The sequence below is a fragment of the Methylocella sp. CPCC 101449 genome (genome assembly GCF_031921685.1).
GTDB lineage: Bacteria > Pseudomonadota > Alphaproteobacteria > Rhizobiales > Beijerinckiaceae > Terripilifer.
The window spans coordinates 1,379,962-1,402,322 of the sequence record NZ_JAPDHU010000001.1; the positions used below are offsets into that span (position 1 = coordinate 1,379,962).

Below are 22,361 nucleotides of genomic sequence, written 5' to 3' on the forward strand. Positions count from 1 at the left end.
ACGCGTCTTTGTGGCGTTTGACTGCGTCAAACTGCAAAACGCTATAGCGCCCGTGGTGGGAACATGCTGACAGGCAAGCGGATTCTCCTGGTGATCGGCGGCGGCATCGCCGCCTATAAGGCGCTCGACCTGATCAGGCGGCTGCGCGAACGCGGTGCCAGCGTGCGCGCCGTGCTGACACCCGCCGCCGCCCATTTCGTCACGCCGCTTTCGGTCGCCGCCTTGTCGGGGGAGAAGGTCAATGAAGACCTGTTCTCGCTGACCGACGAAGCCGAGATGGGCCATATCGAATTGTCGCGCGACGCCGATCTGCTTGTCGTCGTGCCCGCTACCGCCGACCTGCTTGCTAAAATGGCAAATGGCCTGGCGAACGATCTGGCTTCAACGCTGCTGCTCGCCACCGACAAGCGCACGCTCGTGGCACCCGCGATGAACCTGCGCATGTGGCTGCATCCGGCAACGCAGCGCAATGTGCAGCGGCTGCGCGAGGACGGCGTCGTCTTCGTCGGGCCCGTCGACGGATCGATGGCCTGTGGCGAATTCGGACCGGGACGGATGAGCGAGCCGCTCGAAATCGTCGCTGGCATTGAGGAGATGCTCAAACATTCGACGGTCATCGCCTTGCCGAATGGCGAGACGGCGAATGCGCTGCGCGGCAAGCATGTGGTGATCACGTCGGGACCGACGCATGAGCCGATCGATCCGGTGCGCTACATCGCCAATCGGTCTTCGGGCCGGCAGGGGCATGCGATCGCAGCCGCAGCCGCGGCCGCCGGCGCGAAAGTCACTTTGATCAGCGGCCCGGTGGCGCTGCCTGATCCAAAAGACGTGACGACCGTGCATGTCGAGACCGCGCAGGAGATGCTGGACGCGACGCGCCAGGCGCTGCCGGCCGATCTCTTCATCGCGGCGGCGGCCGTCGCCGATTGGCGCGTGGCGCAAGCCAGCGACAACAAGATCAAGAAGGGCAAGGACGCGCCGACACTGACCTTCGCCGAGAACCCCGACATTCTCGCCACCGTTTCGACCTTGAAACAGCAGCGCCCCAAGCTCGTCGTCGGCTTCGCCGCCGAGACGCAGAATGTCGAGGACTACGCGCGCCAGAAACTGGCCCGCAAGAAATGCGACATGATCGTTGCCAATGACGTCAGTCCCGCGACCGGCGTGATGGGGGGCGACGAAAATACAGTTCACATCGTCACGGCAGCCGGCATAGAAACATGGCCGAAGATGAAGAAGGACGAAGTTGCAGTGAAATTGATCGCTTTATTGGCCCAACGTCTCGAGGCCGGCGCATGAACATGGTGCGTGTTCCCGTGGTCCGCCTGCCGCATGGAGAAGGTCTCGATCTGCCGCGTTATCAAAGCAGCGGCGCGGCCGGGCTCGATCTCGTCGCCGCCGTAGCCGCCGATGAACCGGTGTCGCTGGCGCCCGGCCAGCGCCGCCTGGTGCCGACGGGCCTCTCGATCGCTCTGCCCGATGGCTATGAAGCCCAGGTTCGCCCCCGCTCCGGCCTCGCCCTTAAAAATGGGGTGACGGTGCTGAATGCTCCGGGTACGGTTGACAGTGATTACCGGGGGGAAATCGGAGTGATCCTGATCAATTTGGGCGAGGTGCCCTTTGTCATTGCGCGTGGCGATCGCATTGCGCAGATCGTGATCGCCCCAGTCAGCCAGCTCGAATTCGAAGAGACATCGACCCTGGCCAGTTCGGCGCGCGGCGCCGGCGGTTTCGGATCGACGGGCCGGCGGGATGGCGAGAAATGATCCTGTTATCGCGTCGGGCTGTCCTGGCCATCGCGGCCGTTGTCGACATCGCCCTCCACGCGCGCCCCTCGCCCGTGGCCGCTAAAACCCTGGCTGGACGGCATCAATTGCCGCCCCGGCACCTTGAAACGCTGCTCCAGGCCCTGGTTCACGCCAATATCCTGAAGGGCGTGCGAGGACCGCGCGGCGGCTATGAACTGGCACGCGAGCGTCGCCGCATCTCCGTGGGCGAGATCGTACGGGCGGCCATGTCGGAAAGCTTCGACGATCAGGGCGAGGACCGGACGGCTTCGCCGCTGGTCGACAAGGTGATCGTTCCGCTGATCGCCGACGCCAGTAAGGAGCTTTTGGCCATCCTCGATCGTTCCACGGTGGAGGATCTGTGCCGGCAGGCCGAGACCGCCGCGGCGGTCAGCGATGCTAAGGCTACGATTGATTTTACGATCTAGCCCTGGCATTCTACTATTTAGACAAATTTTGTATGGTAATACCGAAGGAGGGCTCCCATGGCGGAAGCAAAAACAGGCCAAACCACCAAGGCGCCCGGCCGCGGCGGAGTGTACGACTCCATCACCGACACCATCGGCAATACGCCGATCGTCCGCCTCAAGCGCATCGCCGAGGATGCCGGCGTGAAGGCCAATATCCTGGCCAAGCTCGAGTTCTTCAACCCGATCTCCAGCGTCAAGGACCGCATTGGCGTGGCCATGATCAACGCGCTTGAAGCGGCGGGCAAAATCCAGCCCGGCAAATCGACCCTGGTCGAGCCGACCTCGGGCAATACGGGTATCGCACTCGCCTTCGTTGCAGCGGCACGCGGCTATAAACTCATGCTGGTGATGCCGGAATCGATGTCGATCGAACGGCGCAAGATGCTGGCGCTTCTGGGCGCCGAACTGGTGCTGACACCCGCCGCCCAGGGCATGAAGGGCGCCATTGCCAAGGCGAACGAGATCGTCGCGGCGACACCGGGCGCCATCATCCCGCAACAGTTCGAAAACCCCGCCAATCCAGAGATTCATCGCAAAACCACGGCGGAAGAGATCTGGAACGACACCAAGGGCGAGGTCGATGTCATCATTTCCGGCGTCGGCACCGGCGGTACGATCACCGGCGTCGGCCAGGTGCTGAAGCCGCGCCGTCCGGGCCTCAAGATCGTCGCCGTGGAACCGGAGGATTCCCCGGTCCTGTCGGGCGGCCAGCCCGGCCCGCACAAGATCCAGGGCATTGGCGCTGGTTTCGTCCCCGCCATTCTGGATCGGACCGTCATCGACGAAGTGGTGACCGTCGGCAATCAGACCGCTTTCGACACGTCCCGGAAGCTGGCCCGGCTAGAGGGCGTCCCGGTCGGTATTTCGGCGGGTGCCGCCGTGGCCGCGGCCCTGGAAATCGGCGCGCGGCCCGGCATGGAAGGTAAAAATATCGTTGCCATCCTGCCCGACTTCGCCGAACGCTATCTCTCGACCGCGCTCTTTGACGGACTCTGAAACCAGAGTCTGAAACGTTGACGCGGCGGGCTATTACGCCTAAAAGGACCCCCTCATGACGGGCCCTTGTCTGGCCAGTCGCTGAAATTCTTGCCGGGCTGATGCCCGGCATTTTTCGAGGACAACACATGGCTAACACAACGTCGGCCCGCAAGGCTGTCAGAAAGATCGCGCGTCGCACCGCGGTCAACCGCTCGCGCCGCAGCGCGATGCGCACTTATGTTCGCAAGCTCGAAGAAGCTATCGCTTCGGGTGATGCCGCTGCTGCCAAGTCGGCTTTCGACACGGCTGCACCGATGATCATGCGCGCGGCACAGAAGGGCATCCTGCACAAGAACACCGCGTCGCGGAAGGTTTCTCGTCTTGCTCATCGCGTGAAGGCTCTCTGATTTTAGAGCGCAAACGCGTTGTCATTGAACTGAATCTAAAAGCCCGGATCGATCGATCCGGGCTTTTTGTTTTGTGATTGTCACTTCGTCGTCACGCAGCATCCTTGCCGCGATTTTTACCGAGCAAATAATCCTTCAATGAATCAGCGTTTTGCAGGGCAAGCTTTCAACGCTGTACGCACAAGCCATGTTCAATCGTGACTCTGCGGTCGTTGCATCGCCTTCGATGTTTTTAGAGCGTCAATTGCGACGAAAATGCGTAAATTTCTTGTCGCGCGGAATCAGCCATTTATCCGCGTCAATGGAAAAGCCGCACACGCGTGAATATTTATTTCGAGTCGTTGTTGCGCTTTGTGTTGCGCGTTGTTCACAGCAGTGAATAAGTTGATCTGACGGCGCGGGCTTGCCGCACGAGAAAAATGTTCTCTCGCGGTAGCGTTTAAACATTTCAGCAAGAATGAACGAGGCAGGTGCGTGTCGTTGGAACGTGCAAGTGATTGCTGTTGTCGACTGGGGACAAGCTCGATGACAGAGGCCAAGCAAGATGCAGAGCAACTGCAAACGGAGACGGGGACATGGCGGCGGATCTCAATTTCATCATCGATTGTTTCGAAAAAATTGTTTTTTCCGCTTTGCCGAGTTCGCGCTCTGTCGGGCCTTGACATCGATCGCTGTTCATAGCTGATCAGGCTCAATTTCAGCACAGAAACCACTCATCATCTCCGTGCGTTGCCGTTTGGCCAAGCCAAACGACGGACGGTTATTCTTTGGACATTGCCATGACATTCAACTCGCAACCCGCTTCAGACCATCACGACATGCGCCCGGCTTCGGCTGGCGCAGACGCAGCGCAGCGCAATGAAACGAATGTCGCTTGGGAACGGGTCTGTCAGCGTCTGCGCAGTGAAGTCGGCAAGGACGTCTACAGCTCGTGGTTCGCGCGTCTTGAATTCGAGCGCATGAACGGAACGACGGTGTTCTGTTCGGTTCCCACAAAGTTCCTCAAAAGCTGGATTCAATCGCATTATCTCGAGCGTCTGACGTTCGCGGTCGCCGCTGAATTCTCGGGCGCCACTCATGTGATCGTCGATGTACGTTCCAGCGCGCGTCGCCCCGTTCTCGTTGGTCAGCCGCAGAACGCCGTGAGCAGCGCGAGTGAATCGCAACACGAAACATCGCCCGTGCGCACGGGTGTCGCGCTCGCGCCGGCCGCGCGCAAAGCCGATGTCCTGCCGACCGACGCGGAGCCGAACGATGCGTTCGCCGGCGCGCCGCTCGACAAGCACTTCACCTTTGATTCCTTCATCGTCGGTGGCCCGAACCAGCTTGCTCATGCGGCGGCGCTGAAAGTATCCCGCGGCACACGCGATGAACCGACGCAGTTCAATCCGCTTTACATCTTTTCCTCGGTCGGCCTCGGCAAGACGCATCTGTTGCAGGCGATTGCCCATGCGGCCGCCGCCAACGGGCAGAAGGTCATCTATCTGACCGCCGAACGCTTCATGTATAGCTTCGTCGCGGCGCTGCGCACGCAGACGGCGATCCAGTTCAAGGAGAAGCTGCGCGGCATCGACACGCTCGTGATCGACGACGTGCAATTCCTGCGCGGCAAATCGATCCCGCAGGAGTTCTGCCACACGCTGAACGCACTGATCGATGCGCGCCGCCAAGTGGTGATCGCTGCCGATCGGCCGCCGTCCGATCTCGAAAACATCGACGAGCGCACCCGTTCGCGTCTCTCGGGCGGTCTGTGCGTGCAGATGCGCCCGTTCGACGAAAGCCTGCGTCTCAAAATGGTGGAATCGCTCGTCGCGACCGCGAAGTCGGCCCATCCGGCTTTCAACGTGCCGGAAAGCGTCTTCAAATATGTCGCCAATGCCATTCAGACCAATGGCCGCGATCTCGACGGCGCGATCAATCGCCTGATCGCCCATTCGACCTTGGCCGGCGCGCCGCTGACGGTGGAAATGGCCGAAAGCGCCATTCGCGATCTGGTGCGCACCAGCGAACCGAAGCGCGTGCGCATTGAAGATATTCAGAAGCTCGTTGCCAGCCACTATAACGTATCAAAATCCGATATCTTGTCGTCGCGCCGCACGGCGACCGTGGTGCGGCCGCGCCAGATCGCCATGTATCTGGCCAAGGTTCTCACGCTGCGCTCGCTGCCGGAAATCGGTCGCCGCTTCGGCGGACGCGATCACACCACCGTGCTGCATGCGGTGCGCAAGATCGAAGCTTTGTCGAAGACCGACAATCCGCTGTCGGAAGAGCTGGAACTGCTCAAGCGCATGCTGACCGAGTAAAGGTTTCGCGCTTTCCTATAACGATGTCGAATGTCATCCCGGACGCAGCATGCGATCCGGGATGAATGTTTTGGGCGCAGCCGGTGGTGACGACCAAAGATGTGACAGCAGGCAGCTGACTGATTGAAGCCCGAAAAGCCTCGACCTCAGTGTCATCCCGGGCGCGCTAAAAGCGCGACCCGGGATGACACTGAGGCTCTACACTCACCGCGCCGTCTTGATCCGCGTCCATTCGCGCGTCACGTAACGCTGCAAGGTCTGATCATAAGGCGTGACGGTGAAGAGGCGGCGCATGGTCGTCTCGTCGGGATAGATCGACTTGTTGTCGGCGATGTCAGGCGCGAGCAAAGCCTTGGCCTTCAAAACACCGCTGGCGAAATTGGTCACCGTGCTGTTGCGGGCGGCGACTTCAGGCCGTAGCAGGAAGTTGATGAAGGCATAGGCCTCATCGACATGTTCGGCATCCTTGGGGATGGCGAGATTGTCCATCGACATGAGCGTGCCCTCCTTAGGGATCACATAGTCGATGACGACGCCATTGCCGGCCTCGCGCGCCCGGTTGCGTGCCTGGAAACTGTCGCCGGCCCACCCCACCGCCATGCAGATATCGCCGTTGGCGAGTGCATTGATATATTCGGACGAGTGGAATTTGCGGACATAGGGTTTGACCTGCATGACCAGATCGGCCGCCCGCTTGATCTCGTTCTGATTGCGCGTTTCCGGATTGAGACCGAGGTAGCGCAGCGCCACCGCCAGAATGTCCTCGGGACTGTCGAGCATATAGACGCCGCAATCGGCGACTTTCTTGAGGTTCTCGGGCTTGAAGACGATGTCCCAGGAGTCGATCGCCCGCTCGCCAAGGCGCGCCTTCACCTTGTCCACGTTGAAGGCGATGCCGGTGGTGAACCACATATAATTGACGGAATATTCGTTGCCGGGATCATAGGCCGACAGCCGCGTGGCGATCTCCGGCCAGATCTCCGACAGGTTGGGCAGTTTCGCGCGGTCGAGCTTTTGATAGATGCCCGCCTTGATCTGCCGTTGCAGGAACGTGCCCGACGGCACCACCACGTCATAACCACTCTTGCCGGCGAGCAGACGCGTTTCCAGGGTCTCGTTGGAATCATAGGTGTCGTAGACGACCTTGATGCCGGTCTGCTTGGTAAATTCGTCGAGAAGTTTTTGGTCGATATAGTCGGACCAGTTGAAGACGTTCACCACTTTGGTCTGAGCCAGAGCGGGCGCGGCGAGAGCCAGCAGCGCGACGAAAGAGGTGACGAGTTTCCGCATTCTTATTTCCTTTTCTTATTTTCCCGACAGTCCGAAGGCGGGGGCGGCCTTATGGAGGCGTTCGAGGGCGCGATCCTGCGTCTCGTCCTTCTTGGCGAAGCAGAATCGCACCGCATTGCGATAGATATTTTCCGCATAGAAAGCCGACACCGGTATGGTCGCCACGCCGAATTCGCGCACCAGTTTCTGCGCGAAGGTCACATCGTCGGAAATGGCGAGTTCACCGATATCGATGGTCACGAAATAGGTGCCCTGGCTTGGGATCACCGTGAAGCCGACCTCCTTAAGGCCGGCGGTGAAGCGATCGCGGCTCGCCTGGAACGTCTGGCGCATGGTGGAGAAATAGACGTCATCCTTCATCAGCCCATGCGCCACGCCGATCTGCAGGTTCGGCGGCGTGGTGAAGGTGATGAATTGATGCGCCTTGGACAGGCCTTTCATAACGGCGGGCGCCGCCACGACGAGGCCGACCTTCCAGCCGGTGAGCGAAAAAATCTTGCCGGCCGAGCCGATCTTGACCGTGCGCTCACGCATGCCGGGCAGACTCATCAGCGGGATGTGCTTGCGGCCGTCGAAGACGAGATGTTCCCAGACCTCGTCGCAGATGGCGATGACATCGTGTTTGACGCAGAACTCCGCCAATAGTTCGAGCTGTTCGCGTTCATAGACGACGCCGCAGGGATTGTGCGGATTGTTGAAGACGACCGCCTTGGTCTTGGAGCCGAAGGCGCGCTCCAGATCCTCGCGCGCCATGGTCCAGGCGGGCGGGCGCAGATTGACGAATTTCGGCACGCCACCGGCGCGCTGCACCAATGGCAGATAGGCATCATACATCGGCTGGAACAGCACGACCTCGTCGCCCGGCTCGATCACCGCCATCAGCGCGCCGGCCAGGGCTTCGGTGGCGCCCGAGGTCACCATGACCTCGGTCATCGGATCGAGGTCCAAGCCCTGAAAACGGCCATAGTGCGTCGCGATGGCCTGGCGCAGCTCCGGCAGGCCCATCATCGGCGGATATTGGTTGTAGCCGTTCAGCACCGCATCGGCGGCGGCGCGGCGCACATCCTCGGGGCCCGGATCGTCCGGGAAGCCCTGGCCGAGATTGATGGCATTGAGATCGCGGGCGAGGCCGGACATGACGTCGAAAATGGTGGTCGGCAGATCAGCGAGAATGGGATTCATTGCGGGTTCTAAGGCAGCCCTGGACGATGTGACGAATTGCTAGCATAGGGACCGCCACGGAAAAGGAAACGGAGCGGATGGCGGCTGAAACAACCCTGATTCTCGGTGGCGCCCGCTCCGGCAAGAGCCGTTTTGCGCAGCAATTGGCCGAAAGCACTGGCCTGCGGAAGCGGATCATCGTCACCGCTACGGCCGACGATGCCGAAATGACCGAGCGGATCGCCCATCACCGGGCCGAACGCGGCGCGGACTGGACGACCATCGAGGCGCCGCTGGCGCTGCCCGAGGCGATCGCGGCGGCGGCCGGCAGCGATGTGACTGTCGTCGTCGACTGCCTGACGCTCTGGCTCGCCAATGTGATGCTGGCCGGCCAGGACGTTGACGCCCGGAGCCAGGAGCTGGCTGCCGCCATTACCGCCTGCCCCCATCCCCTCATCCTGGTCAGCAACGAGGTCGGCTTCGGCGTCGTGCCGGAGAACGCGCTCGGCCGCGCCTTCCGCGATGCCCAGGGGCGGCTCAACCAGGCGATAGCCGCCACCGCAGCCAAGGTGGTGCTGGTGGTAGCGGGGCTGCCGCTGTGGATCAAGGGATAGGGCTGCCCCTGGCTCCGGATCACGCTGCGCGTGTTTGTGCAGGTAAAGCCCCGTCTTCCGCCTATTTCTTCTCCGCAGCGGAATAGAGTTCGCCCGTTCCCGGTACGAAGCGTTGCGCGGAGACGTCCGTGCGACCGCCGTCCTTGGCGTGTGGCGCATAGGCGGCGACTTGCAGAAGCTCGAGTTCTTCGTCGCCGGCGCTTTCAAACCAGTAGCGCGAAAAGCGCGGCGTCACCGTGCCTTCGTTCGGGCCGAATTCGCCGATCAGCACGTCATTGGGTCCGTAGAAGCGGACGCGGCCCTTGATCACCATCCAGAACGTATCGACCCTTGAATGATAGTGAAGGTTGTTTTCGCCGCCGCCCTTTTTGACGATTTGCACGACGGCCTTGAACAGATCGGTCCGGTGCAGCGCGACGAAGCCCTTTCCCGCACTGACGCCTTCCGGCTTCTGGTAGCGGAAGTTGCCATATCTTTTCTCGGCTTCCAGGTGCCGCGCTTCCAATTCCTCGGCGGGGATTTGCGCGGTGACGGTCTCAGCAGCCATGTTTCTCTCCCATGTGCGAGATCGGCCGGCGGGATCCATGTCGCGCTGGAGTTTTTCTGTACCGACCGGCGATCGGCAAACAGTCTAGCTCAAACGGCTGTTTCCGCCATGGCGCAATCGGCGACATGAGTGTCGAAATAGCTGGAACCTTTGACGCGGCTTCACCGCACCTTGGCAGTGATTTCCTGGGCCAATCTCGCCGCCAGGGCGGGGATGGCAGGACCGGGGCATATGGTGAGCAGGTCGGGCACGACCAGGCGCCGGGCAGGCGGGTAAAGCCGGCGCAGGGCCGGATGTTCGAGCAAAGCCTCGCCCTGGTCTTCCGGACGGTCGGGGCTTTCGGCCACCATCAGATAATCGGGCCTGGCCGCGACCACGCGTTCCAGATCGACGAAGCCGTTGGCTCTGAGGCCGACATCGCCGGCGGCATTGCGCAGGCCAGCCTTGACGGCGAGATCGCCGGCAAGCCCGGCATGCAGGACATAGCCGCGCCGGTGCAGGATGAGGAAGCTGCGCTGCGGCACCTTGCCGGCCAGGGCCGCCAGTGCGCCGGTGCTTGCATCGATGGTGGCGATCAAGGCGGCGCCCCGTTCGGCATGGCCGAAGCGAGCAGCCAAGCTGGTGATCTCCCGCCGGGTCTCGTCGAGACTGACCCAGGAATCGACCATGGCGAAGGGCCGCTCCTTGGTGGTGAGGAAATCGCGCGTCAGCCGATTGTCGTAACGGCCGAGCACGACGAGATCGGCGGAGAGGCGAATCAATTCCTCGGCGGCGCCGGTATTCTGCGGCACACCCGTGGCCTCACGGGCGAGAAAGGAGATATTCGCGTCCCTGGCAAAGGGACTGAGCGAGACGATCTGAGCCCGATCGGCCAGCGCCAGCACGAGCTGATCGGCGCAGAGATTGGCCGAGACAATCGAGGGATGTTCTTCAGATTGTTGTGCGGACTGTTGTCCGTGCGCCACGCCCGACGTGACCAGCATGGCTGCCAGCAGCGCTGCTCGTCGTCCAAACCTGCCGACCTTGCCACCTTGCATTCGCAAAAACGCCTCTATAGGGTCACAATCGTTGGTGCCCCAGCGATGGGGTGAAACGGGAATACGGTGAGGGAAACCGATGCCGTAGCTGCCCCCGCAACTGTAAGCGATGAGCTGACTTCGTACCAAGTCACTGGGTGATCGCCCGGGAAGACGCGAAGCCGGCGATGATCCGCGAGCCAGGAGACCGGCCAACATCCCAGTTGTTCTCGCGCCGTCGGTGGGATGGCAGGAGGTTCTTGTGACGCATCGTTTCCCTGGCAACGCCGCCATTGTGGCTGGCGTTTTTTGTTTGTCCGCACCGTTTCTGCCGCAGGCGGCGCAGGCGCAGGACGCCAATCCAGGGCAGATCACCACGCCAGGCTATGTGCCACTGCCGACGCTGGTCGTCACCGCCAATCGCACGCCGCTGCCGATCGAACGGCTGGGTGCGAGCGTGACGGTCATTCCGGCCGAAGAGATTCAGACCTATGGCAGCAAGAGCCTTGCCGACGTGCTGCGCGGCACACCCGGCCTCAACATCACCGAGAACGGTGGTCCCGGTTCCCAGTCGAATGTGACGCTGCGCGGCGCCACGCCCGGCCAGACGCTCGTGCTGATCGACGGCATTCGCGTCGGCGATGCGTCGAGCACTGATGGCGCGCTTGATTTCGGCGCGCTGTCGGCCGTCGACATCGACCGCATCGAAATCGTGCGCGGCCCGCAATCGGCGCTCTATGGCTCCGATGCCATGGGCGGCGTGATCAATGTCATCACCCGCAAGGGCGAGCGCGCGCCGCGCCGCAGCGTGCAAGTGGAAGCGGGCAGCTACGGCACGATTTCATCGACCGGCGCCGTGTCGGGCGCCACCGACAAAGTGTCTTACGCCTTCTCGCTGACCGGCTTTCACAGCGACGGCTTCTCGCGCTACGGCTATCGCATCGGCCGCATCACCAGCACGCTGACGCAACCGCTGGAGAATGACAAGACCGACAAATTCGCCGGTTCGGCGCGGGTGACATTCACACCGTCGGACAGCTTCTCCGTCGATGTCGGCCTGACGCGCTTCGCCGATTTCGCCCGTTTCGACAATCCCGGTGCCTTCATGCCGGCCGACAAGGACACGCGCTTCAACAAGGGGCGGCAGTTCGTCACCACCGCTTTCGTGCGTGCCAATTTCGATCCGTTCGGCGGCGTGCTGAAGAATTCGCTGACGGTCTATTCGAGCCTCATCGAGCGATTCAACCGGCTGGAGCAATCGTGTTTCGACACGTTCTTCAACAGCTACAATTGCGACACGACCTTCCGTTCGCGCCGCCTCGGCGTCGAATATCAGGGCACGGCCAATCTCGGCACCTATGGCCAGTTCATCTTCGGTGCCAAGTCGGAGCGCGAAACCGCTTCGACGCGCGAGAACTGGTTGCAGGCGCCCTATACGGTCTCGATGCCGTTCTGGGGCACGCAGGTCACCAATTCGGTGTTCGCCCAGCATAGCATCACGCTGTTCGACCGGCTCGACCTGACCTTGGGCGGCCGCATCGACGCGATCGACAACAAGACCGTGTTCCCAACCTGGCGTGCCACCGCCGCCTATCGCATCGAGGAAACCGGCACGCGGCTGCGCGTCAGCGCCGGCACCGGCGCCCATGCCGCCTCGCTCTATCAGCGCTTCAGCATCTATGGCCTGCCGAGCCTGCGCCCGGAGCAGAACTTCTCCTATGAAGCGGGCATCGACCAGACCTTGCTCGACGGTCGCGTGAAAGCCTCGGTGACCCTGTTCGACAGCTGGTATCGCAACCTGATCGACTTCAATCCGGCGGCCAATTTCTTCATCGGCCAATATTACAACGTCGGCCATGCCCGCATTCGTGGCGTCGAAGCCTCGATCGATGCGGTCATCGTTCCCGACACCTGGCGGGCGCGCGCCACCTTCACCGGCATGACCGCCGTGGACGAAGACAAGCAGATCGGCCTTTTACGCCGGCCGCGCCAGCAGGGCAGCCTGTCGCTCATCTATACCGGCATTCCGAATCTGGAAGTGGAAGGCCGCATCTACGCCGCCTCGACCCGCACGGATGTCAGCAACGACTTCCCCTATGGCCGCGTGACCCTGCCGCAATATGGCCGGGCCGATCTGCGCGCCAGCTATAAGTTCAACGATTACATCACCGCTTACGCCCGGCTCGAAAACATCACCAATGCGCGCTATCAAGAGATCCGGGATTATGGCGTGACCGGCCGCGCCATCTACGCCGGCTTGAAGGTGACATGGTAGGTTCGACGAACGTTACGTCTTCTGAACGACCCAGGCTCCGGACGGCTGCGGCCGCCTCCGGAGCCTTTCTGCTTCTGCTCACCATCGCGCTGATCGTCGTCGCCATACTCTCCTTGATGCTGGGACCGGCGCATCTGTCGCCGTCCGAATTGTTTCGGGGCCTGACGGGCCAAAGCGAAACGGCCGCGATCATCCTGCGCGAAATCCGGCTGCCGCGGCTCATTCTCTCGCTCTCCATCGGCGGCATGCTGGGCCTGGCCGGCGCCGCCGTGCAGGGGCTGAGCCGCAATCCGCTGGCCGAGCCCGCCGTTTTGGGCACGCCACAGGCAGCGGCGCTCGGCGCCGTGCTGATGATCTATTCCGGCCTGGCCGATGCCTTCTCGCTGGCCTTGCCGCTGACCGCCATCGTCGGCGCGCTGCTTGCCATGCTGGCGACCCTGCTGGTCGTGCGCCGGGTCGGTGGCGTGATTTCGCTGTTGCTCATCGGCCTGATGATCGGCAGCCTCGCCGCCGCCGCCATTTCGCTGATCCTGTCGCTCTCCTCTAACCCCTATGCGGTGACGGAGATCGTGTTCTGGCTGATGGGCTCGTTCACCGATCGCTCGATGTGGCATGTGGTTTTGTCGCTGCCCTTCATCATCGTCGGCGCGGCCGCGCTGTTCTGGTGCGGCCCGGCCTATAAGGCTCTGACATTAGGCGAAGAGACGGCGACGTCGCTTGGCTTCGACATCTGGCGCGTGTCGCTGATCACCAGCGCCGGCATTGCGCTGGGTGTCGGCGCCGGCACCGCGGTATCAGGCGCCATCGGTTTCGTTGGCCTGCTCGCGCCGCATATGGTGCGGCCCTTCGTGCGCTCCGACGCGCAGGCTGTGCTGCTGCCCTCGGCCCTGGCCGGCGCCATCCTCACCACGGCAGCCGACGTTCTGGTAAAACTCATTCCGGCAACGAGCGAAATCCGTGTCGGCGCCTTGATGGCGGTGATCGGCGCACCATGCTTCCTTTATCTCGTCATCGCCCGTCCCTATCGGCTGGATGATCGCGCATGAGCGGCACCAGCCATATCGTCGTCGATCATCTCAGCGTGTCGCTTGCCGGCCGCACGATCATCGATGATCTCTCGCTGTCGCTCGACGCTGGCCAGTTCATCGCCGTGATCGGACCAAACGGCTCCGGCAAGACGACGTTCCTGCGCGCGCTGGCGGGGCAGATGCCGGCATCGGGATCGATCGCGATCAACGGCACGCCGATCGATCGCCTGTCGCTGCCGCAACGCGCCAGGGCCATTTCCTATTTGCCGCAGGACATGCGCCAGCCGATCTGGCCCGTGCCGGTGCGCGACATCGTGGCGCTGGGCCTGACGCCGTTCGACACCCATGCGAGCGACGACGATCCCGCCGTCGAACAGCAGTTGCAGGATTTCGATCTCATCGACCTCGCTGAGCGCGGTGTCGACCGAATTTCCGGCGGCGAGCGCATGCGCGCGCTGTTGGCGCGCGCGATGGTCGGGCCGCAGCCGATCGTCCTGCTCGACGAACCTTTGAATTCGCTCGATCCAGCACATCAGCTGCGCGTGATGGATTTGTGCCAGAAGCGCGCCGAGGCCGGCAGTCTGGTGATCGCGGTCATTCACGACATCGATTTCGCCATGCGTTATGCGACACGCATCCTGGCCTTCAAGGACGGACGGCTGGCCGCCGACGATCTGCCGCGGCGGCTGATCAAGACCGACGTGCTCGCTAAGATTTTCGGCGTGGCCGTGGCGCAGGCACAGACGCCGGACGGACCCATTCTTGCCATGCGGCCGCATCGGGATTTAGATCGCGGCTAACAGCCACGCCTTGGTCCGCGATGAATAGCGATCCGCCGATTCCACCCGAAGACAAACGCCAGTCCGCCCATGCGGCCATGGTGATGCGTGGCGTGCAGAGGCTGATGCGCGCACATCGGTTGGAATCGCTTGTCGAAATGCCGTTGAACAATGGCCGTCGCGCCGATGTGATCGGGCTTGGCGGCGACGGGCGCTTTCACATCGTCGAAGTGAAATCGAGCATCGCCGATTTTCGCACCGATAAGAAATGGCATGAGTATCGCGACTATTGCGATCACTTCTCCTTCGCCACCCATGCGGACGTACCGCTGGAGATTTTTCCGGAAGAGTGCGGATTGATCGTCGCCGACAAATTCGGCGCCGAAATTCTGCGGCCGCCGTCAGAGCACGTGCTCAATGCGGCACGGCGCAAGGCGATGCTGATCGCCTTCGGCCAGCAGGCGGCGAGCCGTCTGCACCTGCTCTACGATCCGACGCGCGATCCGCTGGGCTAGCGAACTGACGGCGCGTTCAGCGCGGCGCGCGCTTGGCGAGAATGCGCTGCAATGTGCGGCGATGCATGCTCAAGCGGCGTGCCGTTTCCGAAACGTTGCGGCCGCACAATTCGTAGATGCGCTGAATGTGTTCCCAGCGCACGCGATCGGCCGACATCGGATTTTCGGGGAGCTGCGCCTTGTCGTGGGTGATGGCCATCAGCGCATTGTAGATTTCGTCCGCATCGGCGGGCTTGGCCAGATAGTCGAAAGCGCCAAGCTTCACGGCGGTGACGGCGGTGGCGATATTGCCATAGCCGGTCAGGATGATGCCGCGCGCTTCCGGCCGGCGCTCCTTGAGCAGCGAAATGACATCAAGGCCGCTGCCATCGGTGAGCCGCAGGTCGATGATGGCGAAGGCCGGCGGATGCACTTTGATCGCCTCGATCCCCTCGGCGACGGTTTCGGCCACCGCGACGGTAAATCCGCGCGCTTCCATGGCCCGGCACAGGCGGGTCAGGAAGGGCTTGTCGTCATCGACGATCAGAAGGGATTTATCGTCAGACTCGGTTTCCGGCGTGGTCATTTTGCGTTGGGTTCCTGATTTTTAGCCAGGGATTGGTTTGGCCCGTGACAGGCGCGAATTTAGCCGAAATGGGGCGGCAATTGCACGTTCAATCAGCATGAACAGGGCCGTCGGACATCGTGCCGCGCTCAAAATCCTCGCGAGACCAACGGATTGAGATGCGCGCACCGGCATTCGGCGCCACCGCGTTGCCCATCGAAATCGTCGCCCCTGTGCGCTCGAGCAGGGTTTTGGCGATGAAAAGGCCAAGGCCAAGGCCGGAGCCGGGCTCGGACTTGGCCCGCCGCTCGTCGTGGCCGCCCCGGGTGGTGATGTAGGGATCGCCGATCTTGGTCAGCACGTCGGCGGAAAAGCCGGGCCCATCGTCCTCGATGGTGATGCCGACCTGATCCTTGGTCCAATTGGCTTTGATGCGGACCTCGACCTTGGCAAAATCGACAGCGTTCTCGACGAGATTGCCCAGGCCATAGAGCAGGCCGGGATTGCGCCGGCAATTGGGGGGCGTGCCCTCGCCCTGAATTTCCGATTTCAGCTCGACGCCAAAATCGCGGGACGGTTCGAGCGTCTCTTCGAGCAGTTGCGGCAGCGACAGCACGTCCCAATGCTGCGCCGGTTCGTCGCCGAGCGAGGTGAGCTTGCCGAGAATGGTGCGGCAGCGCTGCAATTCCGTCGTCAGCAAATCCAGGTCTTCGGCGATCGTGGCATCGGCCGACAATTGCTTACGCATTTCTTTCACCACCAGAGTGATGGTGGCGAGCGGCGTGCCCAGCTCATGCGCCGCGGCGGCGGCCAGACCGTCGAGCTGCGTTAGATGTTGCTCTCGCGCAAGGACAAGTTCAGTCGCGGTGAGCGCATCGGACAGGCGGCGCGCTTCCTCGGCGACGCGAAACGCATAGATGGTGATGAAGACGGCGCCGAGCACCAGCGCGATCCACACACCGATCTTATAGAGATAGGGCAGTTGCAGAACGATGCCCGGATACCACGGCAGCGGCCGCTGGAAGAAGCCGAGGAAAGTGGCGCAGGCCACCATCAATACGACGAGCGCGACGGTGCGCGTCACCGACAGCGACACGGCCGAGATCATCACCGGTGCAAGAAAGAGGATCGAGAACGGATTTTCGAGACCGCCGGTCAGATAGAGCAACGCGGTGAGCTGCAACATGTCGAAGGCGAGCAGAAGCGTCGCCTCGCGCTCGGCGAGGCGGTGCGTCACCGGATAGCGCAGACGCAACCCAATGTTGAGCCAGACGGAAGCGGCAACCGCCGTGACGCACCAGGCGATCGGCAAAGGGAAACTGAGGCCAAACGCGATGATCAGCAAAGCCGCCGTTTGCCCGGCGATGGCCAGCCAGCGCAGGCGAATGAGGGTGTCGACGCGAATCCGGCCGGCGGATTCCGGAGGGGCGACAAGAGTCATGGGCACGATTGCCGGGACGAGAGGGCCATGGGACAGTTCGCTAACCATTCGCCCGGATCATAAGTAGTTCTCGGGGGGCGAGAGGCGCGAATCAGCGGCAGATTGTCCCTGCCGTATAAATAGGCTATTTTGCACCGCAATATAGCTTGGCTATTAGGCTGAAGTAGGTTGTTCATGAACCGATTGTCTTATCAGCTTTACGAAATGGCGCATCTGTCCTTCGCGCCGGCACGCTTTGTTTCGGATGCGACGCGGCTTGCTTTCAAGAACCCGCTCAATCCGCTGGCGCATACGTATCTCGGCCGCAACATCGCCGCATCCGCCGAATTGTTCGAGCGTTTGACGCGTCGCTACGGCAAACCGGCCTTCGGTCTCGACACGACCGTTGTCGAAGGCAAGACCGTTCCCGTGCGCGAGGAGATCGTCTGGGAGCGGCCCTATTGCGGCCTCATCCACTTCGAGCGGCAAGGCAATATTCCTAAGGCGGCGCATGCGCGGCTGCTCATCGTCGCGCCAATGTCGGGCCATTATGCCACTTTGTTGCGCGGCACGGTGGAAGCCTTCCTGCCAGACTTCGACGTCTACATCACCGACTGGGCCGACGGGCGCATGGTGCCGATGTCGGCGGGCCGTTTCGATCTCGACGACTACATCGACTATGTCACCGCCATCTTCAAACATCTGCACGAAGCCGATCCGCACACGCCGGTGCATGTGCTCGCCGTGTGCCAGCCCGCCGTGCCGGTTGTCGTCTCGGTCGCCTTGCTTGAAGCCGCGGGGAAGCCTTACTATCCGGACTCGATGATCCTGATGGGCGGCCCGATCGATACGCGCCGTAGTCCGACAGCGGTCAATACCCTGGCTGAGCAGCGCGGCACCGACTGGTTCCGGCGTAACTGCATTCACACCGTTCCCTTCCCCTATCCGGGCTTCGGCCGCGAAGTCTATCCAGGCTTCCTGCAATTGACCGGCTTCATGGCGATGAACTTCGATCGCCACTTCAATGCCCATGTGGAGATGTTCCGCAATCTTGTGAAAGGCGACGGCGACACCTACGAGAAGCAGGAAGAATTCTACGACGAATATATGGCCGTGATGGATCTCGACGCGGCCTACTATCTGCAGACCGTCGAAACCGTCTTCGTGCGACACGATCTGCCGAAAGGCGAGATGAAGCATCGCGGACAACTTGTCGATTTGAAGGCGATCAAGCGTGTGGCCTTGATGACGGTCGAAGGTGAAAACGACGACATTTCCGGTGTCGGCCAGACGCAAGCGACCCACGCGCTATGTCCGAACATTCCAGAAGACCGCAAGCTGCACCATTTGCAGGAACATGTCGGTCATTATGGCGTGTTCAACGGCTCACGCTTCCGTCGTGACATTGCGCCGCGAATCAAGACGTTCACCCGCGCCATGGAACGCTGGAACAAGTCCAGCTAAGACGAACGAATCTGTTCGAAATAGGAAAGTAGCGCGCCGGACGATTCTTGCGGTATCATCCGGGCATGGCGCTCTTTTCGAATCGCTCCTCTGCACCTCCGGCCGCGACGCAAATGCGTATCGCGGACAAGAGCGCGACCTATGTCGTCACCTTGAAGCGCACGGCAACGACGCGGCGCTTCACGCTGCGCGTGCGCAATGCGACGCGCGATGTGGTGTTGACGATTCCGCAACGTGCTTCAATCGTCGAAGCGCGCGACTTCGCCGAGAAACATGCGGCATGGATCGGCGAGCGCTTGCAGAAGCTGCCGCATCCGCTGCCCTTCGTCGACGGCTGCATCATTCCCCTGCGCGGCATTCCGCACATCATCCAACATCGTCCCGGCGCACGCGGCACAGTGTGGGTGGAGGGCGTGACGACGTTGGACGGTCCGGCCTTGGCGCTCTGCGTCGCCGGCAAGGCTGAACATCTGGGACGGCGCGTGCAGGACTATCTGCGCACGCAAGCGCTGGCCGATCTCAATGTCGCGGCGAGCGCCTATGCCGGCAAGCTCGGGCTGACACCGAAACGCATTTCGATTCGTGATTCGAAAACCCGCTGGGGCTCCTGCTCCGCCGATGGCTCGCTGAATTTTTCCTGGCGCATCGTGCTGGCCCCAGCCTTCGTGCTCGACTATCTCGCCGCCCATGAAGTGGCGCATATGGTGCACCTCAATCACTCGCCGAAATTCTGGGCGCTGACGCGGCGCCTGTGCGCCGAGACCGATCGCGCCGAAGCCTGGCTCGACGCGCACGGCACGCAACTGCACCGCTACGGCCAGAAGGCGGAGTGACGCGTCTTCTTCCACGACACGCCGCCGTGTCATCCCGGACGCCGAAGGCGATCCGGTATCCAGAGCGTGTGATTGAATGCTGCTTGCAGAGAGCGCTCAACGCAGATGAGGCAATCGCTCTACCACTTGCCCCTGGTTCCCGGATCAGGCTGCGCGTGTCCGGGATGACACCGAGGTAACTGCGTTCAGCGTTTCACGAAGGTCAGATAAACCGGCTTGCGGCCAGCGGCGATGGCCTTGGCTTCGTAGCGTGTGCCCGGCCACTGCGCCCAGGGCGTCGTCCAATCGCTCGCCGCCGACACTCGCCAGTCGAACAGATTCGAGCGCAGGATGCGCGCCAAGGCCCAAGCACTGTAGTCGTCGATGTCGGTGGCGAAATGCAGTTCGCAGCCGGGGCGCAGCGCGCGCGCCATTTCCTTGACCGATGCATCGGAGATGAAGCGGCGCTTCTTCTGATAGGTCTTCGGCCAGGGATCGGGATAGAGGATGGTGACGCGGCCGAGGCTGGCGTCGGGCAAGGCGTTGAGCACCTCGAGCGCATCGCCACCATGAATGCGGATGTTGTCGAGATCGTTCTCCTCGATGAGCGCCAGCAATTTGGCGACGCCATTGAGGAAGGGCTCGCAGCCGATGAAGCCGATGTCCGGATGGAGCCCGGCATCATGCGCCAGATGTTCGCCACCACCGAAGCCGACTTCGAGCCACAGATCATCGAGCGGACGATCGAAGACGCCGCGCGGGCTGGATGCGAGGGCCGAGGGCGCGACGGTCATCTGCGGCAGCAGCTCTTCCACCAGCAGGCTGTGATGGGTGCGCAGCTTCTTGCCCTTGCGGCGTCCATAAAGGGTCGGGCGCTGGCGCTCGCCCTGCGGCATGCGGTCGGTCATGGTGTCTTCATCAAACATCGGCTCGTCAAAACTCCGCGCGGTTTGATCCGAGCCGGCACGCACGTCAAGGGACCGCGTCAAACAAAGAGGGGCGCCCCAAGGGCGCCCCTCCTGAATTACAACGTTCGCGAAACGTGATTTGCTTCAGAACTGCTTCTTGAGCTGATCGGCGATGTCGGTCTTCTCCCAGGAGAAGCCACCGTCGCTGTCCGGCGTACGGCCGAAGTGGCCGTAGGAGGACGTGCGGGCGTAGATCGGCTTGTTGAGCTGCAGGTGCTCGCGGATGCCGCGCGGCGAGAGGTTCATGATTTCCATCAGAACGTTCTCGAGCTTGTCCGGGTCAACCTTGCCGGTGTCGTGCAGGTCGGCATAAATCGACAGCGGCTTGGCAACGCCGATGGCGTAAGCGAGCTGGATGGTGCAGCGGTCGGCGAGGCCGGCGGCGACGACGTTCTTGGCCAGATAGCGCGCCGCATAGGCGGCCGAACGGTCAACCTTGGTCGGGTCCTTGCCGGAGAAGGCGCCACCGCCGTGCGGGGCCGCGCCACCGTAGGTGTCGACGATGATCTTACGGCCGGTCAGGCCGCAGTCGCCGTCCGGACCGCCGATGTAGAACTTGCCGGTCGGGTTGATGTGCCAGACGGTGTCCTTGGTGATCCAGCCTTCCGGCAGGGCCTTGCGGACATAGGGCTCGACCAGGTCGTGGATCTGCTTGGAGGTCAGGTCCTCGATGGTGTGCTGGTGCGACACGACGATCTGGGTGGCGCCGACCGGCTTGCCGTTCTCGTAGCGGACGGTGACCTGGCTCTTGGAGTCCGGGCCGAGGCCCTTTTCCGTGCCGGCGTGACGGGCCTGCGAGATCAGGTGCAGGATCTTGTGCGAATAGTACAGCGGCGCCGGCATCAGCTCGGGCGTCTCGCGGCAAGCGTAACCGAACATGATGCCCTGGTCGCCGGCGCCTTCGTCCTTGTTGCCGGAGGCGTCAACGCCCTGGGCGATGTCGGCCGACTGGGCGTGCAGCAGCACTTCGATCTCGGCATTGGCGTGATGGAAGCCATCCTGCTCGTAGCCGATGTCCTTGATGGCGTTGCGCGCCGCGGCGATGATCTGCTCTTTGGAAATGTTCGGGCCGCGGACTTCGCCGGCGATCACGACACGGTTGGTCGTCGCCAGGGTCTCGCAGGCCACGCGGATCTGATAGGGGTCGAGCTTCGCCTTGGCGCCCTCACGGAAGAACAGATCCACGACTTCGTCCGAAATCCTGTCACAGACCTTGTCCGGATGACCTTCCGACACAGACTCACTGGTGAAAAGATAATTCTTACGGGCCACGAGGCGTTCTCCGAGGCTGAGTGGTTGCGTGATATGTGGACCGTTGTGGCGGCCGCCTTTTAACGCAGGATTCCTCTCCCTATGCCAAAGGGCGCGTCTTTTTGGCAGCGAGCGTTCGTTTGGTCAAGCGCTATTGGCGATTTCGTTCTGTAAAGCGAACACGGGCACGTTCCCATGGGGCGTAGGACCACAGTGTCAGCTTTTGGGAGGGTTCCCGCTTTCGCTCTCATCGCGTGCATCACGATCCGTCTCATCAGCCCCAGTCTCACTCGCTAATGAGACGACGAGATCGATGATGCGCTTGCGCACCTGCTGGCTCTTGATGCGCACAAAGGCTTTGTTGAGCTGAATGCCTTCGGCGGTGGCGATGAAATCAGTGACGAGCGCCGAGGAGACCACTTCGCCGGCATCGACATGCGCCTCGGCGGAACCGGCCGGCGCGCCTTCGAAGAAATAAGATGGCGGCACGTCGAGGATCTTGGAAATTTCCTGCAACCGACTGGCGCCGATGCGATTGGCGCCCTTTTCATATTTCTGCACCTGCTGGAATGTCAGCCCGAGGGCATCGCCAAGTTTTTCCTGGCTCAGGCCCAGCAGTACCCGGCGCAGTCGCACGCGGCTGCCAACATGTTTGTCGATGGGATTCGGGACCTTCGCCATGCGACCCTCGAAACTCAGAGGAGGAATAAGGTCTCTTCGCTCGAAACTTCA

The 22,361-nt window shown here is 62.0% G+C and carries 23 protein-coding genes and 1 riboswitch; of the genes, 13 read left to right on the forward strand and 10 right to left on the reverse strand.

The genetic code is table 11. The features are described 5' to 3' along the window. The first annotated feature begins 63 nt into the window (after nt 1-63). The 5 genes from coaBC to rpsT all read left to right on the forward strand — a co-directional run bounded on the left by coaBC (nt 64) and on the right by rpsT (nt 3,642). Entirely contained in the window at nt 64-1,299 is a 1,236-nt protein-coding gene (gene coaBC / locus OIM99_RS06310; RefSeq protein ID WP_311849477.1) for a bifunctional phosphopantothenoylcysteine decarboxylase/phosphopantothenate--cysteine ligase CoaBC, read from the forward strand. Next, complete coding sequence (gene dut, locus OIM99_RS06315) at nt 1,296-1,766, forward strand: dUTP diphosphatase (RefSeq protein WP_311849478.1); 471 nt, start codon at nt 1,296-1,298, stop codon at nt 1,764-1,766. Before coaBC ends, dut begins: the two co-directional genes overlap by 4 nt. Further along, the gene (locus tag OIM99_RS06320) at nt 1,763-2,215 is read left to right on the forward strand and encodes an Rrf2 family transcriptional regulator (protein ID WP_311849479.1); all 453 of its coding nucleotides are present in this window, start codon (nt 1,763-1,765) and stop codon (nt 2,213-2,215) included. The genes dut and OIM99_RS06320 overlap by 4 nt, the downstream gene beginning before the upstream one ends. Before the next feature lie 57 nt (nt 2,216-2,272). Next, nucleotides 2,273-3,253, forward strand: a complete 981-nt coding sequence (gene cysK / locus OIM99_RS06325) for a cysteine synthase A (RefSeq protein ID WP_311849480.1) — start codon at nt 2,273-2,275, stop codon at nt 3,251-3,253. 128 nt (nt 3,254-3,381) lie between these two features. Continuing rightward, entirely contained in the window at nt 3,382-3,642 is a 261-nt protein-coding gene (rpsT, locus tag OIM99_RS06330) for a 30S ribosomal protein S20 (RefSeq protein WP_311849481.1), read from the forward strand. A gap of 281 nt (nt 3,643-3,923) precedes the next feature. Here rpsT and OIM99_RS06335 read toward each other — a convergent pair whose 3' ends face one another. Beyond that, entirely contained in the window at nt 3,924-4,355 is a 432-nt protein-coding gene (locus tag OIM99_RS06335; protein WP_311849482.1) for a hypothetical protein, read from the reverse strand. 105 nt (nt 4,356-4,460) lie between these two features. On the opposite strand from OIM99_RS06335, the gene dnaA reads away from it, so the two are divergent. Next, on the forward strand, nt 4,461-5,945 hold the full coding sequence (gene dnaA, locus OIM99_RS06340) for a chromosomal replication initiator protein DnaA (protein WP_311850361.1): 1,485 nt from the start codon (nt 4,461-4,463) through the stop codon (nt 5,943-5,945). Nucleotides 5,946-6,149: 204 nt separating this feature from the next. On the opposite strand, the gene OIM99_RS06345 is transcribed toward dnaA, so the two are convergent. Then, nucleotides 6,150-7,235, reverse strand: coding sequence for a polyamine ABC transporter substrate-binding protein (locus OIM99_RS06345; protein WP_311849483.1), 1,086 nt, complete (start codon nt 7,233-7,235; stop codon nt 6,150-6,152). Between the two features lie 15 nt (nt 7,236-7,250). Next, on the reverse strand, nt 7,251-8,417 hold the full coding sequence (locus OIM99_RS06350) for an aminotransferase (RefSeq protein WP_311849484.1): 1,167 nt from the start codon (nt 8,415-8,417) through the stop codon (nt 7,251-7,253). A gap of 77 nt (nt 8,418-8,494) precedes the next feature. Between OIM99_RS06350 and cobU the strand changes: the two genes are divergently transcribed. Then, the gene (gene cobU, locus OIM99_RS06355) at nt 8,495-9,010 is read left to right on the forward strand and encodes a bifunctional adenosylcobinamide kinase/adenosylcobinamide-phosphate guanylyltransferase (RefSeq protein WP_311849485.1); all 516 of its coding nucleotides are present in this window, start codon (nt 8,495-8,497) and stop codon (nt 9,008-9,010) included. Nucleotides 9,011-9,071: 61 nt separating this feature from the next. On the opposite strand, the gene OIM99_RS06360 is transcribed toward cobU, so the two are convergent. Continuing rightward, nucleotides 9,072-9,557 (reverse strand): hypothetical protein, encoded by a 486-nt coding sequence (locus OIM99_RS06360; protein WP_311849486.1) that lies wholly within the window; start codon nt 9,555-9,557, stop codon nt 9,072-9,074. 161 nt (nt 9,558-9,718) lie between these two features. Further along, nucleotides 9,719-10,594, reverse strand: a complete 876-nt coding sequence (locus tag OIM99_RS06365; RefSeq protein WP_311849487.1) for an ABC transporter substrate-binding protein — start codon at nt 10,592-10,594, stop codon at nt 9,719-9,721. 15 nt (nt 10,595-10,609) lie between these two features. Further along, nucleotides 10,610-10,805, forward strand: a riboswitch (cobalamin riboswitch). A gap of 81 nt (nt 10,806-10,886) precedes the next feature. Between OIM99_RS06365 and OIM99_RS06370 the strand changes: the two genes are divergently transcribed. From OIM99_RS06370 to OIM99_RS06385, 4 genes are read left to right on the forward strand one after another with little or no spacing between them, the layout of a single operon-like run. Further along, the gene (locus OIM99_RS06370) at nt 10,887-12,848 is read left to right on the forward strand and encodes a TonB-dependent receptor domain-containing protein (protein ID WP_311849488.1); all 1,962 of its coding nucleotides are present in this window, start codon (nt 10,887-10,889) and stop codon (nt 12,846-12,848) included. Further along, nucleotides 12,842-13,894, forward strand: coding sequence for an iron ABC transporter permease (locus OIM99_RS06375; RefSeq protein WP_311849489.1), 1,053 nt, complete (start codon nt 12,842-12,844; stop codon nt 13,892-13,894). Before OIM99_RS06370 ends, OIM99_RS06375 begins: the two co-directional genes overlap by 7 nt. Then, the gene (locus OIM99_RS06380) at nt 13,891-14,676 is read left to right on the forward strand and encodes an ABC transporter ATP-binding protein (protein WP_311849490.1); all 786 of its coding nucleotides are present in this window, start codon (nt 13,891-13,893) and stop codon (nt 14,674-14,676) included. Before OIM99_RS06375 ends, OIM99_RS06380 begins: the two co-directional genes overlap by 4 nt. Nucleotides 14,677-14,696: 20 nt before the next feature. Continuing rightward, a complete protein-coding gene (locus OIM99_RS06385) occupies nt 14,697-15,170 on the forward strand; it encodes an MmcB family DNA repair protein (RefSeq protein WP_311849491.1) in 474 nt (157 codons plus the stop codon). Between the two features lie 16 nt (nt 15,171-15,186). On the opposite strand, the gene OIM99_RS06390 is transcribed toward OIM99_RS06385, so the two are convergent. Then, entirely contained in the window at nt 15,187-15,735 is a 549-nt protein-coding gene (locus OIM99_RS06390) for an ActR/PrrA/RegA family redox response regulator transcription factor (RefSeq protein ID WP_311849492.1), read from the reverse strand. Nucleotides 15,736-15,823: 88 nt separating this feature from the next. Continuing rightward, nucleotides 15,824-17,155 carry an ActS/PrrB/RegB family redox-sensitive histidine kinase gene (locus OIM99_RS06395; RefSeq protein ID WP_311849493.1) on the reverse strand — a complete coding sequence of 444 codons (1,332 nt, stop codon included), beginning with the start codon at nt 17,153-17,155 and terminating at the stop codon, nt 15,824-15,826. 174 nt (nt 17,156-17,329) lie between these two features. On the opposite strand from OIM99_RS06395, the gene OIM99_RS06400 reads away from it, so the two are divergent. Further along, on the forward strand, nt 17,330-18,598 hold the full coding sequence (locus OIM99_RS06400; protein WP_311849494.1) for a polyhydroxyalkanoate depolymerase: 1,269 nt from the start codon (nt 17,330-17,332) through the stop codon (nt 18,596-18,598). Nucleotides 18,599-18,711: 113 nt separating this feature from the next. Next, entirely contained in the window at nt 18,712-19,431 is a 720-nt protein-coding gene (locus OIM99_RS06405) for a SprT family zinc-dependent metalloprotease (protein WP_311849495.1), read from the forward strand. Between the two features lie 185 nt (nt 19,432-19,616). Here OIM99_RS06405 and OIM99_RS06410 read toward each other — a convergent pair whose 3' ends face one another. From OIM99_RS06410 to OIM99_RS06420, 3 genes are all read right to left on the reverse strand, one after another. Further along, the gene (locus OIM99_RS06410; RefSeq protein ID WP_311849496.1) at nt 19,617-20,318 is read right to left on the reverse strand and encodes a tRNA (guanine(46)-N(7))-methyltransferase TrmB; all 702 of its coding nucleotides are present in this window, start codon (nt 20,316-20,318) and stop codon (nt 19,617-19,619) included. A gap of 144 nt (nt 20,319-20,462) precedes the next feature. Continuing rightward, nucleotides 20,463-21,683 carry a methionine adenosyltransferase gene (gene metK / locus OIM99_RS06415; RefSeq protein ID WP_311850362.1) on the reverse strand — a complete coding sequence of 407 codons (1,221 nt, stop codon included), beginning with the start codon at nt 21,681-21,683 and terminating at the stop codon, nt 20,463-20,465. Between the two features lie 162 nt (nt 21,684-21,845). Then, nucleotides 21,846-22,310, reverse strand: coding sequence for a helix-turn-helix transcriptional regulator (locus tag OIM99_RS06420; protein WP_311849497.1), 465 nt, complete (start codon nt 22,308-22,310; stop codon nt 21,846-21,848). Nucleotides 22,311-22,361: the final 51 nt, after the last annotated feature.